We start from the raw sequence: 14,850 nt of genomic DNA, 5'->3' as shown, positions 1-14,850 counted from the left end.
AAATGATCCCGCTCAGAGCAAGCCGAGTTGCTCCGCGGCGGGCTCTCTGTATAGCTCAGGCAAGGCCGGCAATCCAGGCAGGCGCTCCATCAGGCGCGCATGGAAACGCCGCGCCAGCTCGGCGGCCAGGCGGTTATCGGCGGTGTGCAGGAAGATGTAGGGGGTTCGCCCTTCCTCGATCCAGCCGGCGACCTTGTCGATCCAGGGCACCAGGAATGGATCGTTGGCCTCGAGCTCCGGATGACCGATAAAGCGCACCTGGGGAAACTGGGTGAAGGCGGCCGGGCGCGGCGGTACCTTGGGTTTCTTCGATTGCGCATGGAGCACCGACGGCTCGCTGGAAGTACAACTGAACAAGGCGCGCGGGTCGAGGCAGATGCGCTCCACGCCACGATCCAGCAGCAGGCGGTTGAGCATGCGCTCGGCATCGCCCTTGGCGAAGAAATCCCGATGCCGGACTTCCACCGCCAACGGCCGCTCCAGGGCGTCGATAAAGCCCGCCAGTTCCGCCAGGCGCTGCGGTGTGAAGCTTGCGGGCAGTTGCAGCCACAGCGGCGAAACACGTTCGCCCAGTGGGCTGAGCAACTGCAGGAAGCTCTCGGCCGCGCCCAATTGTTCGCGCAGGTCGCCGCCATGGCTGATGTCGCCGGGAAACTTGGCGGTGAAGCGGAAATGTTCGGGCATGGTCTGCGCCCAGCGCTGCACCGTGGCCTCGGCGGGGCGCGCATAGAAGGTGGTATTGCCTTCCACGGCATTGAAGACCTGGCAATACAGGCCGAGAAAATCCGTCGGCCGCGCGCTTTCCGGGTACAGGTACTCACGCCAGGCGTTTTCGCTCCAGGAAGGACAACCGAGGTAATAAGGCAGCAACATCAGATGTGCAGGTCGAGACCCACCACTTCCATATCCCAATCGACGAAACCGGCGGTGGTCAGGTAACTGGCCAGGGCATTGGCCACGCTTCTTTTCATGGCGCGGTGGAAGATCATGTCCTGCGGACGGGCGGGCAGGTTGCTGGTGCGCCCGGCGGAAGCCTGGGAGCGCGCCTGGGCTGAAGTCTCGGGCTGGACTTCGACGGCATCTGCGTCCTCGAGGGAGTCGTCCAGCAGCACGCTGCCTTTGCGAGGCTTGCGCTTGATGGGGTAGGACTGAGAGGAAATGCCGTCTATGCGCATAATCACATGCTCGATATCGATGATGGCAATTTAGCGGCACCTCGCCGACTACGCAAATGCCGAGTGATAACTAGAACACAGAAAATGCAAAAGGTTTAAAAGCCACCGGAAACTGGCACGAAAACCTGACGATTGACACGCTCGCCACGCGGGCTCGTGGTGGCGAACAGCTCTGCAGCGGCCTGTCAGCGCGCTTTTGGCGTCGCCACCTTGTCCCGCAGGTACACCGGTTGCGCCTCGTCCGCCGGGATCGCCTCGCCGCGTTCCCAGGCAAAGCGCGCCAGGGTCAGCAAATCTTCGGAGTGGGGCAGCATGCCCGCGTCCTGGCCACTGAGATTGACCCCGATACGCTCGGCGTAGCCCCAGCCGGTGCCCGCGCCGAACCAGTCGCCGCTGGCGTCCGCCGGCAACGCAGCGGCTTCCGGCGGCAGCACCGCTTCGGCCCCTGCCAGGCGCATCTCGCCCGCCACTTCGCGGTAGCAGCCCCAGTAGACCTCATCCATTCGCGCATCGATGGCGGCGGCCACCTGGGTCGCGCCGTGTTCGCGCAATGCGCGCTGCGCCAGCACCGCCAGGTTCGACACCGGCAGCACCGGGCGCTCCAGGGCGAAGGCCAGGCCCTGGACCACGCCGATGGCGATCCGCACACCGGTAAAGGCCCCAGGCCCGCGACCGAAGGCAATGGCATCGACGGCCTGCAGGCTGGTGCCGGCATCGGCCAGCAGCTTCTGGATCATCGGCAGCAGCTTCTGTGCATGCAGGCGCGGGATCACCTCGTAGTGGCTCGTCACCTTGCCGTCGTGCAGCAAGGCGACCGAGCAGGCTTCAGTCGCGGTGTCCAGGGCCAGCAAGGTGCTCATCGATGTATCCATAAGGCAGAGGAAGTTGAAAAAAGTGACGCATTATAAACAGCAACGGCCCGCAAGCGGGCCGTTGAAGATCAAGCTGGTACGACTGATCAGCTCAGCGCTTCGAGCACCTTGCCGGTGATCGACTCGACCGAACCGACGCCCGCGATGTGGCTGTACTTCGGCTTGCCCTGGCTGGCGGCCAGGCTCTGGTAGAACTCCACCAGCGGCTTGGTCTGGGAGTGGTAGACCGACAGGCGATGACGCACGGTTTCTTCGGTGTCGTCTTTACGCTGGACCAGGTCTTCACCGGTGATGTCGTCTTTACCGGCGATTTTCGGCGGATTGTAGACGGTGTGGTAAACGCGGCCCGAGGCTTCGTGCACACGGCGGCCAGCGATACGCTGGACGATCTCTTCGTCGTCGACGGCGATCTCGACCACGTTGTCCAGCTCGACGCCGGCTTTGACCAGCGCTTCGGCCTGAGGAATGGTGCGTGGGAAGCCGTCGAACAGGAAACCCTTGGCGCAATCGGCCTGGCTGATGCGTTCCTTGACCAGGTTGATGATCAGGTCATCGGAGACCAGACCACCGGCGTCCATCACGCTCTTGGCTTTCAGGCCCAGCTCGGTGCCGGCCTTGACCGCTGCGCGCAGCATGTCGCCGGTGGAGATTTGCGGAATGCCGAATTTTTCGGTGATGAACTTTGCCTGAGTACCTTTACCGGCCCCGGGAGCTCCCAGCAGAATTACGCGCATCGATGTGCTCCTCAATTTTTTATTTAGAAACGCTCGGATTCGCCTCGTGGGGCCAATCTCGGAAATGGGATAGTGGCCGCCCAAACGGCCAAAGGCTGATCAAGATACACAGCCGACACAGCGCACACAAGCAGCCGAAAGTCGGAGCAACCCGCCGCCTTTATGCCCTGGCGACAGGGTATTGCTGGTCGCAACCCCATAACAAAGTGTCGCCTGGCGACGGTCGCCAGCCCTCTCGGGCCAGCGCTCGAAGTAGCGTGCCAAGCCACTGAAAACCCCAGCAATTACCTTAGCCGGTATTGCGCAAACCGGCGGCAATCCCCGCCACAGACACCAGCAGCGCCTGTTCCACCGGGCTGTCCTGGGCGCCGTCCTGGCGCCGCGAACGGGCCAGCAGTTCGGCCTGCAATAGATGCAGCGGGTCCAGGTAGGTATTGCGCAAGCGAATGAACTCCAGGGTGTCGGGGCTATGTGCCAGTAACTGCGACTGACCGGTCAGCCCCAAGACCACCGAACACGCCTGCGACAATAAGTCGCGTAAATGCGCACCCAATGGCAGCAGCGCCGGTTCGACCAATCGTTCGTCGTAGGAACGGGCGATATCCGCGTCGGCCTTGGCCAGCACCATCTCCAGCATGTCGATGCGCGTGCGGAAAAACGGCCACTGTTCGCGCATCTGCCCCAGCAACTCGCCCTCCCCGCGCTCCAGGGCCTTGCTCAAGGCGGTTTCCCAGCCCAGCCAGGCCGGCAGCATCAGGCGGGTCTGGGTCCAGCCGAAAATCCACGGGATGGCCCGCAGGCTTTCGATGCCACCGGCACGCCGCTTGGCCGGCCGGCTGCCCAGTGGCAGGCGCCCCAGTTCCTGCTCAGGCGTGGACTGGCGGAAATACTCGACGAACTGCGGGTTCTCCCGCACCACCGCGCGATAGGCCTTCACCCCATCGTCGGCCAGTTCGTCCATCAGGTCGCGCCATGCCGGCTGCGGCAGGGGCGGCGGCAGCAAGGTCGCTTCCAGCACCGCCGCCAGGTAGAGATTGAGGTTCTGCTCGGCGATGTCCGGCAGGCCGAATTTGAAACGAATCATTTCCCCTTGCTCGGTGGTACGGAAGCGCCCCGCCACCGAACCCGGCGGCTGCGACAGGATCGCCGCGTGGGCCGGGCCGCCGCCACGCCCCACGGTGCCACCGCGACCATGGAACAGCAGCAGCTCGACCTGCTGCTCGCGGCAGATATCCACCAGTTTTTCCTGGGCCCGGTACTGCGCCCAAGCGGCAGCGGTAGTGCCGGCATCCTTGGCCGAGTCGGAATAACCGATCATCACTTCCTGCGGGCCCTGCAGGCGCGAACGATAGCCTGGCAGAAGCAGCAACTGCTCGATCACCGGGCCGGCGTTGTCCAGGTCGGCCAGGGTTTCGAACAGCGGCACCACGCGCATCGGCCGCAGCACGCCCGCTTCCTTGAGCAGCAGTTGCACGGCGAGCACATCGGATGCCGCGCCGGCCATGGAGATCACATAGGAACCCAGCGAAGCCGCCGGGGCCGCAGCGATTTCCCGGCAGGTCGCCAGCACTTCGGCGGTGTCGGCCGAGGGCTTGAAATAACCGGGCAGCAGCGGACGACGGCTGCCCAGTTCGCGCATCAGGAAATCGATGCGCTCCTTCTCGCTCCAGTCGCCATAGCGGCCCAGGCCCAGGTAGTCGGTGATTTCGGTCATGGCCGCGGTGTGCCGCGAGGAGTCCTGACGCACGTCCAGGCGCACCAGGAACAGGCCGAAGGTCACCGCGCGGCGCAGGCAGTCGAGCAACGGACCGTCGGCGATCACGCCCATGCCGCATTCGTGCAGGGACTCGTAGCAGAGCTCCAGCGGGTCCAGCAGCTCGCGGTTGTTCTGCAGCACCTGGGCAGTCGCCGGCACGCTACCGCTCAACGAGGCCTGGGCCCAGTTGCGGGTGGCCCGCAGGCGCTCGCGCAATTGCTTGAGCACCGCGCGATACGGCTCGGCGCTGTCGCCGGCCAGTGCCCGCAATGTCGCGTTGGCTTGCTGCATGGACAGGTCGGCCGCCAGTTGATCGACATCGCGCAGGTACAGGTCGGCGGCCATCCAGCGCGCCAGCAACAGCACCTCGCGGGTCACCGCCGCGGTGACATTGGGGTTGCCGTCACGGTCGCCGCCCATCCACGAAGCGAAGCGGATCGGCGCCGCCTCCAGCGGCAAATGCATGCCGGTGGCCGCATGCAGGGCCTGGTCGGCCTTGCGTAAATAGTTGGGGATGGCCTGCCACAGCGAATGCTCGATCACCGCGAAGCCCCACTTGGCTTCGTCCACCGGGGTCGGCCGGGTCCGGCGGATTTCTTCGGTGTGCCAGGCCTCGGCGATCAGCCGCTGCAAGCGTGTCTGGATCTGCGCGCGCTCGGCCGAGGTCAGGTCGCGATGGTCCTGGGCAGCCAACTGCGCGGCGATGGCATCGTATTTCTGGATCAGCGTGCGGCGGGCGACTTCGGTGGGGTGGGCGGTCAGCACCAGCTCGATCTCCAGCCGTCCCAACTGCCGGGCCAGCGCCTCGGCACCATGGCCTTCGGCCCGCAGGCGCGCCAGCAGTTCCGGCAGCACCCGCGACTCGAACGGTGCCGGCTGCGACTCCTCGCGACGGTGAATCAACTGGTACTGCTCGGCGATGTTGGCCAGGTTGAGGAACTGGTTGAACGCCCGCGCCACCGGCAGCAGCTCTTCCTCGCTGAGCTGGTTGAGGCTGGCGCTGAGTTCGGCATCCAGCGAACCGCGTCGGTCGGCCTTGGCACCCTTGCGAATCTGTTCGATCTTGTCGAGGAAACCCTCGCCATACTGTTCACGAATGGTGTTGCCCAACAGCTCACCCAGCAGGTGAACATCTTCGCGCAAGCGCGCATCAATATCGGTCATCTACCTGTTCTCCAGCGGACTCGGGGCTCCTGGTAAGCCCCAAGAGTGCCGCCAGCACATGGCTATTAGCAAGGGCGGTCTTGACGCGAACGGCTGCGGGCAACGCCGGTGCACGACGAAGCGCCTTTAAACCTTGCACGATGGAGCTAGTCTCAAGAGTAAGCCGCACAACGGCTTAGCGCCGGCACAGGCCGGTCACTCACCAAGCCCTGCCACAAGCAGGTGTTCATTGAGGTTGCCATGAAAATCCGTGAGCTCGCGCAACACTGGGAAGAAAACGCCAAGGGTCGCCTGACCCAGACCGGCTACACGATCTATCTGGATGTCGAAGCCGCCGCACGCCTGGCGGCGATTTCCGAGATGTACCCCAAGCGCCGGACCGAGGAACTGCTCGGCGAGCTGATCGGGGCCGCCCTGGAGGAACTCGAGACCAGCTTCCCTTATGTCCAGGGCCAGCATGTGGTCGCCACCGACGAAGAAGGCGATCCACTCTACGAAGACATCGGCCCTACCCCGCGTTTTCTCGCCCTGTCGCGGCGTTATCTGCACGATCTGTCGGCTCAGGCAGACGAGCAGAAACACTGATCCACGCCTGCATTTCTCACCGATAAGAGCGTTATTCCTGACCCCGGATCGGGTCAGGAGTACCCCTGCGCACGGCAAAAGTTCCTTATTTAGAGCCTTGTCCACACAGTCAGGAAATTTCCGGGCGATAGGCCATCTTCTCTGAACTATTCAAAAAAGCCTCGGGTCACAGCCAATAACCATCACTGGAACGGCCGTTTCATTTTCAACGCCCCCAGCCTTGTCGTCACTCAGCGTTACGGCGTCGGAACCGGGATGGATTTTGATGTTTTTCAGGAGTTATCCAATGGAGTTGAAGACCATGAAGATCAGCACTGCCAAATCCTCGTCAACCTCTCTGCGCGGGCTGAAACTGGCCGCGCTGGCTCTCGGTAGCAGCCTGGTCCTGGCCGGTTGCGCCGGTAATCCGCCAAGCGAGCAATACGCGGTGACGCAATCTGCGGTCAACAGCGCAGTCAGCGCAGGCGGTACCGAATTTGCCGCGGTGGAAATGAAATCGGCTCAGGACAAGCTCAAGCAAGCCGAGCTCGCCATGCACGACAAGAACTACGACGAAGCCCGGCGTCTGGCCGAGCAGGCCGAATGGGACGCCCGCGTCGCCGAGCGCAAGGCTCAGGCAGCCAAGGCCGAACAGGCATTGAAGGACTCTCAGAAAGGCGTTCAGGAACTACGTCAGGAAGGCATGCGCAGCGTGCAATGAGCCGCGGGCGCCGATTCCCACGTATTCGCAATCGATAAAAGGACGAAACCATTATGCGCAAACAACTGATGATCCCTGCCCTGTTGGCCCTGAGCGTAGCGCTGGCGGCATGCTCCACCCCGCCTAACGCCAACCTGGAAAACGCCCGGACCAACTACTCCGCCCTGCAGACCAACCCGCAGGCCACCAAGGTGGCGGCCCTGGAGACCAAGGACGCCAGCGAATGGCTGGACAAGGCCGACAAGGCCTACCTGAACAAGGAGGACGAAAAGAAGGTCGACCAACTGGCCTACCTGACCAACCAGCGGATTGAAGTGGCCAAGCAGACCATCGCCCTGCGCACCGCGGAAACCCAGCTCAAGGACGCCGGCGACCAGCGCGCCAAGGCGCTTCTGGATGCCCGTGACGCACAGATCAAGCAACTGCAATCGAGCCTCAACGCCAAGCAGACCGACCGCGGTACGCTGGTGACCTTCGGTGACGTACTGTTCGCCACCAACAAGGCCGACCTGAAATCCAGCGGCCTGGTCAACATCAACAAGCTGGCGCAGTTCCTGCGCGACAACCCTGATCGCAAAGTGATAGTCGAGGGCTACACCGACAGCACCGGCAGCGCGGCCTACAACCAGTCGCTGTCCGAGCGTCGCGCCACTTCGGTACAGGTCGCCCTGATCAAGATGGGTGTCGATCCGGCACGCATCGTCGCCCAGGGTTATGGCAAGGAATATCCGGTTGCCAACAACGGCAGTGTTTCCGGGCGCGCCATGAACCGTCGCGTGGAAGTGACCATTTCCAACGACAACCAGCCGGTCGCGCCACGTTCGGCCATCAGCGCCAACTAAGCCCGGCCCCGCGCGATAAACCGCGCAGCCAATAAAAAGCCCCGCCTTGACCGGCGGGGCTTTTTTATCCGGCAACCGGATCGCGGCTTGCGCTGGCATGCCGACCGGTCACTGCTCCAGCTTCGGGGTTTCCTGGCCCATGCAGCGCACGGCGCGCTTCTTGTTGTTGATCAGCACGCCCGTCAGCCCCTTCTGCTCGGTGTCGAACAGCACCAGCACGCCATCGATGCATTGCGCCACCTCGGCCGCCGGCTCCAGGGACACCTTGTAGTCTTCGCCGGGCACGGTCTTGAGCATGGTGAAATCGTTGAGCAGCAGCGCATCCTCCGGCTTGGCGAAATGCAGGTAGCCGTAGTACCACAGGCACGCCACGGTGCCGAGGATGCTGCAGATACCGGTGATGATCAGGGGGATGGCGTTACGTTCTTCGCTCATTGCGGACTCTCTGGAGGTTCTACGACTGGATTCAAAGGTGTGGGGTAATTGGGGATTTCGCCCAGGCGGCGCAGGCCGTTGAAATGCTGCGGGTCCTCAAGGTAACGCAACATCACCTGGCGCCAGACCGGGTCGGCGAAGGTCTGCACATGACCGCCTCGGGTCAGCTGCAGCACCCTGGGCGGGGGCGCAGCTTGATACAGACGGATGCCGTTGGAAAGCGGTACGAGGGAATCGTCGATGCTGTGGTAGATCAGCTTGGGCACGCCATCCAGGCGCGCGATGGCCTTGATCGCACTGTCGCCATCCGGCACCAGCCAGGACAGCGGCACCTGGAACGGCCAGGTCATCCAGGACGTACTCAGGGCAAAACGACCCACCTCGCGGTAACTGGCCGGCACCCCGTCGAAGACTATGGCCTTGAGCTGGCGCTGGCGCTCCGGGTGCTGTTCCACCAGATAGTGGATGGCCAGGGCGCCGCCCAGGCTCTGGCCCAGGACAATCAGCGGCTTGCCCTGGACCTCGGGCGCCCGGTCCAGCCACTGGAAGGCCGCGTCGACGTCCTGGTAGATCGCCGGCAGGCTCGGTTTGCCTTGCGACACCCCGTAGCCACGGTAGTCCACCAGCAGCACCTGGTAGCCCTGCTCCGGCAACCACCAGCTGCCGCCGAGGTGCCCGGACAGGTTGCCGCCATTGCCGTGCAGGTGCAGCACCGTGCCCTTGACCGGCACCCCGGCCTTGGCCGGCAGCCACCAGCCGTGCAAGCGCGTACCGTCGGCGGTGGTCAGGGTGACGTCGCGGTAGTCGAGCCTGGCCTTGTCCGGGGTGAACGGCAGGCCCCGCTCGGGATAGAACAGCAGCGAGCTGCAACCGCTCAGGGTCAGCAGCAGGCAGACAATGCTGAGGACTCGCATCCGTTTGAAGCCTCGCGACAGGGGATGAAAAGGATACTTCCGTAGGAGCGAGGCTTGCCCGCGATAACCGATGGCGCGGTGGCTCGGAAAAACCGCGGCGCCTTTATCGCGGGCAATCTAACGTCGATCGGCCGCTCCTACAGGGTATGCGTCAGAGGATGTTCGAGTAATCCGCCTCGATCCGGTCCAGGCTCAGGTGATTGAGGAAGTTGGAGAAGCACATCCAGGCCGACAGCGCGTTCATGTCGCGGAACTGGTCCGGCAGGTACTTGGGCGGCACCACCAGGCCTTCGTCGACCAACTGGCGCAGGGTCCGCATGTCCTCCAGGGTGGTCTTGCCGCAGAACAGCAAAGGTATCTGCTCGAGCTTGCCCTTGCGCACGGCCAACTGAATGTAGTTGTAAACCATGATGAAGCCCTTGAGATAGGACAAGTCTTTGGTGAATGGCAGGCCCGTCGGCACCGAACCGCGGAACACCCGGCTGGCATTGCCATAACTTTCGGCCATTTCGAAACCCTGCTCGCGGAAGAACTCGAACACCTGCATGAAGTCCGCGCCCTCCTCCACCATGTGAATGGCGCGAGTGCGGTTGGTCAGCTTGCGCAGACGGCTCGGGTAGGAGGCGAAGGTAATGATCTCCATCAGGATCGCCAGGCCTTCCTGGGTCACGGTCGACGAGGGCGGGCCCTTGGACAGGAAGGTGCAGATCGGCTGGTTCAGGCCGTTGAGGGTTGTGCCCACGTGGACCAGGCCTTCGTGGACTTCCAGGGCGCGCACATCGCGATCGTTGAACAGCGCGTCGGCGCGGATCTTGATGTAGTCGGCGCCGGCCGCCGCGTCCGCGACTATGCCATCGGACTCGAAGACCCGGATGGTTTCCTCGGCCTCGCCGAACACCTTGTTCAGCCGGCTTTGCAGCAGGTTCACCGCTTCCTTGGCGCTCAGGGTCTTGGGTTCGTCCTTGAGATCGCCACGGCCGTCGATATTGTTCAGGTAATCCGAGAGCATCAGGCCCAGGTCGGCCAGGGTCGGGTCGCCGGCATGAAAGGCGTCGGAGGCCGCGCCGTAGAGTTCCTGGGAAATCAGCCCGAAGTCCTCGGTGCCACGGGCCTCGAGCATCCGCACCACCATGCGGTACTCCTTGCACATGCGCCGCATGATCTGCCCCACCGGGTTGAACTGGCCCAGCTGGCGGGTGATGTCACGCTCGATGTTCTGGAACTCCAGCTTCACCGCGCTGGAGTCGAAAGACAGCGGCCGGCCTTCGTAATAGGCGCGGTCCACCGCCGGCATTTCCTTGCCCTTGGCCTTGAGGAAACCTTTGCGGATGTTGTCATCCCACTTCACCGCATCCAGTACGCGGATCGGCGTCTGTGCCAGCACAATGCGATCGGACAAGGTGCGTATCGTCTGCTGGTAATCGTCCACCCCAAAACTCCCGTTAAAACGTCTGTACTGCGTTTACTTGCCTGCCCGCTGGAAGCGCGCCGCCTCGACGAACACGTCGGAGTTGGCGGGATCGTCCAGATAGGCGAAAACCTGTGGCAGCGCGCTGTCGATCAGCACGCCCTCGCCGTCCTTGGTGTCGAACGGTTCGCCCCGCAGGGCGTTCTGCCCGCGGGCCTGATTGATCTGCTCGAGATCGAGCTGGTAGAGCACCAGCTCGTGTTCGTCGGTCAACTCGAAACCGGCGATGGTGAAGTGCCCACCGAGCGCCTGGGGCACCGCCGCCGAGAGATACCAGCGGCTGCCGTGGCGGGAAACGGTGAACTCATAAGTATCGTGCTGCTGCGGCTTGGCCATGACGGAAGTGACGGCCTTGTAGCGGTTGTTGCCGATGCGGCTCAGTTGCAGGGTGAGCGGTTCGCCCCAGGCATTCTTGCTGGTCCATTTGCCGAGCAGCGCCGCGGGCGCCGCCTGGTCGGCCGGCAAGGGTTCCTTGAAGGACACCAGGCAGCCGCTGAGCAGCAGGAACGACAAGGCGATCACAACGCGCCAGGCTTTCATTCAACACTCCCTATCAGCAGTCGACCCGTAGCCGCTAGCGCAGCCTGCGTTCGGGCGGGCGGATCACACCGAGGCCAATACCAGGTGCATGTACCGGGTCAGAATGCCCAGCATGTCTTCGTCGGCCAGAGGCTCTGCCCCGTTGAGCAGGCCCTGATATTCCATCCGTCCGATTATAGACGTCAACACTTTGGCATCCTGTTGCGGCTCGCGGGAACCCAATACCTGGAAAAACTGGCAGGTGCCCTGCAGCAGGATCTGCTGGTGGGAACGCACCAGCAGCGCCAGGCGCGGGTTGAGCAGCGCTTCCTGGCGAAACGCCTGCTCGGCCATCAGATGCTCGCGGCGGTTGTGCAGTTGGCGCTGCACGTAATCGGCGGTCAGACGGGCAATGTCATCGGCCAGTTGCGCGCGGGACTGCGGGCTGCCGTCGCCATAGGCGACCATCTCCCGCAGCAAGCCCTCGTTGTTGGCCCACAGCTTGGCCATGAAGGCGGCGCTGCGCTCGACGTATTGGGCGAAGGTATCGGTGAGCAGGTCATCGATATCCTTGAAGTAGTAGGTGGTGGCCGACAGCGGCACACCGGCTTCGGCGGCGACCGCGCGATGACGCACGGCGCGCACGCCATCGCGCACGACGATGCGCATGGCCGCGTCGAGAATATCCTGGCGACGTTGCTCACTGCCCTGTCGGCTGGCCTTGCGGCCTTGGTACTGAACACTTTCAGCGACCGCAGTGGCGATGCCAGCTGCACCTTCTTGAGCAATTGCACGGTTCACGACAGGTATTCCTCTCACATAAAAAATGAAAAAAGCAGTACGTCAGTGCCACACAGACAATAAAAAGCCGCCTGTTAGCGGCGGCTTTTTATTCAACATATTTACGCTTGCGGCCGCATGTGCGGGAACAGGATCACGTCGCGGATCGACGGGGAGTTGGTCAGCAGCATCACCAGGCGGTCGATGCCGATACCTTCACCGGCGGTCGGCGGCATGCCGTACTCCAGGGCGCGAACGAAGTCGGCATCGTAGTGCATGGCTTCGTCGTCACCGGCGTCCTTGTCGGCCACCTGGGCCATGAAACGCTCGGCCTGGTCTTCCGCGTCGTTCAACTCGGAGTAGGCGTTGGCGATTTCGCGGCCACCGATGAACAGCTCGAAACGGTCGGTCACGTTCGGGTTCTCGTCGTTGCGACGGGCCAGCGGCGAGACTTCGAACGGGTACTGGGTGATGAAGTGCGGCTGCTCCAGCTTGTGCTCGACCAGCTCTTCGAAAATCATCACCTGCAGCTTGCCCAGGCCTTCGAAGCCGAGCACCTTGGCACCGGCCTTCTTGGCGATGGCGCGAGCCTTGTCGATGTCGTTCAGGTCCTCAAAGGTCAGCTCGGGGTTGTACTTGAGGATCGAGTCGAACACCGACAGGCGGGCGAACGGCTCGCCGAAGTGGAACACCTTGTCGCCGTACGGCACGTCGGTGCTGCCCAGGACCAATTGCGCCAGTTCGCGGAACAGTTCTTCGGTCAGGTCCATGTTGTCTTCGTAGTCGGCGTAGGCCTGGTAGAACTCCAACATGGTGAATTCAGGGTTGTGCCGGGTCGAAACGCCTTCGTTACGGAAGTTGCGGTTGATCTCGAACACTTTCTCGAAGCCACCGACCACCAGGCGCTTGAGGTACAGCTCCGGGGCGATACGCAGGAACATTTCCATGTCCAGGGCGTTGTGGTGGGTCTCGAACGGCTTGGCCGCCGCACCGCCGGGAATGGTCTGCAGCATCGGCGTTTCCACTTCCAGGAAATCACGCTTCATCAGGAAGCTGCGGATATGGGCGATGACTTGCGAACGTACGCGGAAGGTTTCGCGTACGTCTTCGTTGACGATCAGGTCGACGTAGCGCTGGCGATAGCGCTGCTCGGTGTCGGTCAGGCCGTGGTGCTTGTCCGGCAGCGGACGCAGCGACTTGGTCAGCAGGCGTACCTGGGTCATCTCGACGTACAGGTCGCCCTTGCCGGAACGGGCCAGGGTGCCTTCGGCGGCGATGATGTCGCCCAGGTCCCAGGTCTTGACCGCGTCCAGGGTTTCTTCCGGCAGGGTCTTGCGGTTGACGTAGACCTGGATCCGCCCGGTCATGTCCTGGATCACCATGAACGAGCCACGGTTGAGCATGATGCGACCGGCAACCTTGACCGGGATTGCAGCCTCGGCCAGCTCTTCCTTGGTCTTGTCCGCGTATTGCTTCTGCAGGTCGTTGCAGTAGTTGTCGCGGCGGAAGTCGTTCGGGAAGGCATTGCCCTTGGCGCGCTCGGCAGCAAGCTTTTCCTTGCGCAGGGCGATCAGGGTGTTTTCTTCCTGTTGCAGGGCCTGGTCGAGTTGTAGGTCGCTCATGTCTTTAAATTTTCCATCACAGGTACGTTGCCCCTTGCCTGTGGCAAGGGATCGCGGGCCAGCCTCGCTCCTACAGAAGCGCGCCGTGCCCGCGGCATGGGTGTCGCGGCTTACAGCCCCGATTTCAGGCTGGCCACCAGGTATTCGTCGATGTCGCCGTCGAGCACCTTGTCGCAGTCACTGCGTTCGATGTTGGTACGCAGATCCTTGATCCGCGAGGCATCGAGCACGTAGGAGCGGATCTGGTGACCCCAGCCGATGTCGGACTTGGTGTCTTCCAGCGCCTGGGAAGCGGCGTTGCGCTTCTGCATTTCCTGCTCGTACAACTTGGCCCGCAGCATCTTCATGGCGGTGTCCTTGTTGGCGTGCTGGGAACGTTCGTTCTGGCAGCTGACCACGGTGTTGGTCGGTACGTGGGTGATACGTACGGCCGAGTCGGTGGTGTTTACGTGCTGGCCACCGGCACCGGAGGAACGATAGGTGTCGATGCGCAAGTCCGCCGGGTTGATCTCGATTTCCACCTTGTCGTCGATCTCGGGCGAGACGAATACGGCCGAGAACGAGGTGTGGCGGCGGGCGCCGGAGTCGAACGGGCTCTTGCGCACCAGGCGGTGCACGCCGATCTCGGTGCGCAGCCAGCCAAAGGCGTACTCGCCCTTGATGTGCACGGTGGCGCCCTTGATCCCGGCGACTTCGCCTTCGGACAGTTCCATGATGGTGGCGTCGAAGCCACGCTTGGAGGCCCAGCGCAGGTACATGCGCAGCAGGATGTTGGCCCAGTCCTGGGCTTCGGTGCCGCCGGAGCCGGCCTGGATGTCCAGGTAGGCGTTGTTCATGTCCATTTCGCCGCTGAACATGCGACGGAATTCCAGCTTGGCCAGGGCCTCGTCGAGACGGGTCAGTTCGGCGACCACATCGCCTACCGCGCCTTCGTCGTTCTCTTCGACGGCCATCTCCAGCAGATCGCGGCAATCGGCCAGACCACCGGACAACTCGTCCAGGGTCTCGACGATCTGTGCCAGCGCGGAGCGCTCGCGGCCCAGTTCCTGGGCGTATTCAGGCTTGTTCCAGACGTTCGGATCTTCAAGCTCGCGGTTGACCTCGGTCAGACGCTCATGCTTTTGATCGTAGTCAAAGATACCCCCGAATAGTTTCGGAGCGCTCGGACAGGTCCTTGATAGTGTTAAGGATCGGGTTGATTTCCATGGCAGGCAGCACTCGTTGGCGAACTTTTGAAAGCCGGCGAGTATAACGTAATCAAGCTGGTGCGGCAGCCCGCCTGGC

Annotated in this window: 15 protein-coding genes; 3 read left to right on the top strand and 12 right to left on the bottom strand. The window is 62.9% G+C overall.

What is annotated here, in order from left to right; translation table 11 throughout:
* Positions 1-12: 12 nt before the first annotated feature.
* From C4K27_RS05680 to ppc, 5 genes are all read right to left on the bottom strand, one after another.
* A complete protein-coding gene (locus C4K27_RS05680) occupies positions 13-873 on the bottom strand; it encodes a DUF72 domain-containing protein (protein WP_053259779.1) in 861 nt (286 codons plus the stop codon).
* Positions 873-1,175 carry a hypothetical protein gene (locus C4K27_RS05675; protein WP_053259778.1) on the bottom strand — a complete coding sequence of 101 codons (303 nt, stop codon included), beginning with the start codon at positions 1,173-1,175 and terminating at the stop codon, positions 873-875. The genes C4K27_RS05680 and C4K27_RS05675 overlap by 1 nt, the downstream gene beginning before the upstream one ends.
* A 185-nt stretch (positions 1,176-1,360) precedes the next feature.
* On the bottom strand, positions 1,361-2,035 hold the full coding sequence (tsaB, locus tag C4K27_RS05670; RefSeq protein WP_053259777.1) for a tRNA (adenosine(37)-N6)-threonylcarbamoyltransferase complex dimerization subunit type 1 TsaB: 675 nt from the start codon (positions 2,033-2,035) through the stop codon (positions 1,361-1,363).
* Positions 2,036-2,133: 98 nt separating this feature from the next.
* Positions 2,134-2,781, bottom strand: coding sequence for an adenylate kinase (gene adk, locus C4K27_RS05665; protein ID WP_007927955.1), 648 nt, complete (start codon positions 2,779-2,781; stop codon positions 2,134-2,136).
* Positions 2,782-3,070: 289 nt separating this feature from the next.
* Entirely contained in the window at positions 3,071-5,701 is a 2,631-nt protein-coding gene (gene ppc / locus C4K27_RS05660; RefSeq protein WP_053259776.1) for a phosphoenolpyruvate carboxylase, read from the bottom strand.
* Between the two features lie 240 nt (positions 5,702-5,941).
* On the opposite strand from ppc, the gene C4K27_RS05655 reads away from it, so the two are divergent.
* From C4K27_RS05655 to C4K27_RS05645, 3 genes are all read left to right on the top strand, one after another.
* Positions 5,942-6,286, top strand: a complete 345-nt coding sequence (locus tag C4K27_RS05655; protein WP_007927959.1) for a hypothetical protein — start codon at positions 5,942-5,944, stop codon at positions 6,284-6,286.
* Positions 6,287-6,572: 286 nt separating this feature from the next.
* The gene (locus C4K27_RS05650; RefSeq protein WP_007927961.1) at positions 6,573-6,986 is read left to right on the top strand and encodes a DUF4398 domain-containing protein; all 414 of its coding nucleotides are present in this window, start codon (positions 6,573-6,575) and stop codon (positions 6,984-6,986) included.
* A gap of 53 nt (positions 6,987-7,039) precedes the next feature.
* Positions 7,040-7,828: a lipotoxin F family OmpA-related lipoprotein LptF gene (locus tag C4K27_RS05645; RefSeq protein WP_053259775.1), complete on the top strand. Its 789-nt coding sequence runs from the start codon at positions 7,040-7,042 to the stop codon at positions 7,826-7,828.
* Positions 7,829-7,936: 108 nt separating this feature from the next.
* On the opposite strand, the gene C4K27_RS05640 is transcribed toward C4K27_RS05645, so the two are convergent.
* The 7 genes from C4K27_RS05640 to prfB form a co-directional block, all read right to left on the bottom strand.
* Positions 7,937-8,263: a PA3694 family proteiin gene (locus tag C4K27_RS05640; protein WP_009042358.1), complete on the bottom strand. Its 327-nt coding sequence runs from the start codon at positions 8,261-8,263 to the stop codon at positions 7,937-7,939.
* A complete protein-coding gene (locus C4K27_RS05635) occupies positions 8,260-9,177 on the bottom strand; it encodes an alpha/beta hydrolase (RefSeq protein WP_053259774.1) in 918 nt (305 codons plus the stop codon). Before C4K27_RS05635 ends, C4K27_RS05640 begins: the two co-directional genes overlap by 4 nt.
* A 151-nt stretch (positions 9,178-9,328) precedes the next feature.
* Positions 9,329-10,606 carry a flavohemoglobin expression-modulating QEGLA motif protein gene (locus C4K27_RS05630; RefSeq protein WP_053259773.1) on the bottom strand — a complete coding sequence of 426 codons (1,278 nt, stop codon included), beginning with the start codon at positions 10,604-10,606 and terminating at the stop codon, positions 9,329-9,331.
* Positions 10,607-10,639: 33 nt separating this feature from the next.
* Entirely contained in the window at positions 10,640-11,185 is a 546-nt protein-coding gene (locus C4K27_RS05625; protein WP_053259772.1) for a hypothetical protein, read from the bottom strand.
* Between the two features lie 63 nt (positions 11,186-11,248).
* Positions 11,249-11,965, bottom strand: coding sequence for a TetR/AcrR family transcriptional regulator (locus tag C4K27_RS05620; RefSeq protein ID WP_007927974.1), 717 nt, complete (start codon positions 11,963-11,965; stop codon positions 11,249-11,251).
* 101 nt (positions 11,966-12,066) lie between these two features.
* Positions 12,067-13,566, bottom strand: coding sequence for a lysine--tRNA ligase (gene lysS / locus C4K27_RS05615; RefSeq protein WP_007927975.1), 1,500 nt, complete (start codon positions 13,564-13,566; stop codon positions 12,067-12,069).
* 110 nt (positions 13,567-13,676) lie between these two features.
* Positions 13,677-14,772, bottom strand: a protein-coding gene (gene prfB, locus C4K27_RS05610) for a peptide chain release factor 2 (protein WP_097136878.1) whose coding sequence is annotated in 2 segments (ribosomal slippage) — positions 13,677-14,699 and positions 14,701-14,772 — 1,095 coding nt in all. Because the reading frame shifts where the segments join, the coding sequence is not laid out codon by codon here.
* Between the last annotated feature and the right edge of the window lie 78 nt (positions 14,773-14,850).

The organism is Pseudomonas chlororaphis subsp. chlororaphis (assembly GCF_003945765.1).
Lineage (GTDB): Bacteria > Pseudomonadota > Gammaproteobacteria > Pseudomonadales > Pseudomonadaceae > Aquipseudomonas > Aquipseudomonas chlororaphis.
Note: the sequence above shows the minus strand (reverse complement) of the source record. Positions and strands in the feature narration are given on the sequence as shown.

Coding starts and splice junctions, on each gene's coding strand:
- C4K27_RS05680 (WP_053259779.1), bottom strand. CDS start 873: ATGTTGCTGCCTTATTACCTCGGTTGTCCTTCCTGGAGCGAAAACGCC.
- C4K27_RS05675 (WP_053259778.1), bottom strand. CDS start 1,175: ATGCGCATAGACGGCATTTCCTCTCAGTCCTACCCCATCAAGCGCAAG.
- tsaB (WP_053259777.1), bottom strand. CDS start 2,035: ATGAGCACCTTGCTGGCCCTGGACACCGCGACTGAAGCCTGCTCGGTC.
- adk (WP_007927955.1), bottom strand. CDS start 2,781: ATGCGCGTAATTCTGCTGGGAGCTCCCGGGGCCGGTAAAGGTACTCAG.
- ppc (WP_053259776.1), bottom strand. CDS start 5,701: ATGACCGATATTGATGCGCGCTTGCGCGAAGATGTTCACCTGCTGGGT.
- C4K27_RS05655 (WP_007927959.1), top strand. CDS start 5,942: ATGAAAATCCGTGAGCTCGCGCAACACTGGGAAGAAAACGCCAAGGGT.
- C4K27_RS05650 (WP_007927961.1), top strand. CDS start 6,573: ATGGAGTTGAAGACCATGAAGATCAGCACTGCCAAATCCTCGTCAACC.
- C4K27_RS05645 (WP_053259775.1), top strand. CDS start 7,040: ATGCGCAAACAACTGATGATCCCTGCCCTGTTGGCCCTGAGCGTAGCG.
- C4K27_RS05640 (WP_009042358.1), bottom strand. CDS start 8,263: ATGAGCGAAGAACGTAACGCCATCCCCCTGATCATCACCGGTATCTGC.
- C4K27_RS05635 (WP_053259774.1), bottom strand. CDS start 9,177: ATGCGAGTCCTCAGCATTGTCTGCCTGCTGCTGACCCTGAGCGGTTGC.
- C4K27_RS05625 (WP_053259772.1), bottom strand. CDS start 11,185: ATGAAAGCCTGGCGCGTTGTGATCGCCTTGTCGTTCCTGCTGCTCAGC.
- lysS (WP_007927975.1), bottom strand. CDS start 13,566: ATGAGCGACCTACAACTCGACCAGGCCCTGCAACAGGAAGAAAACACC.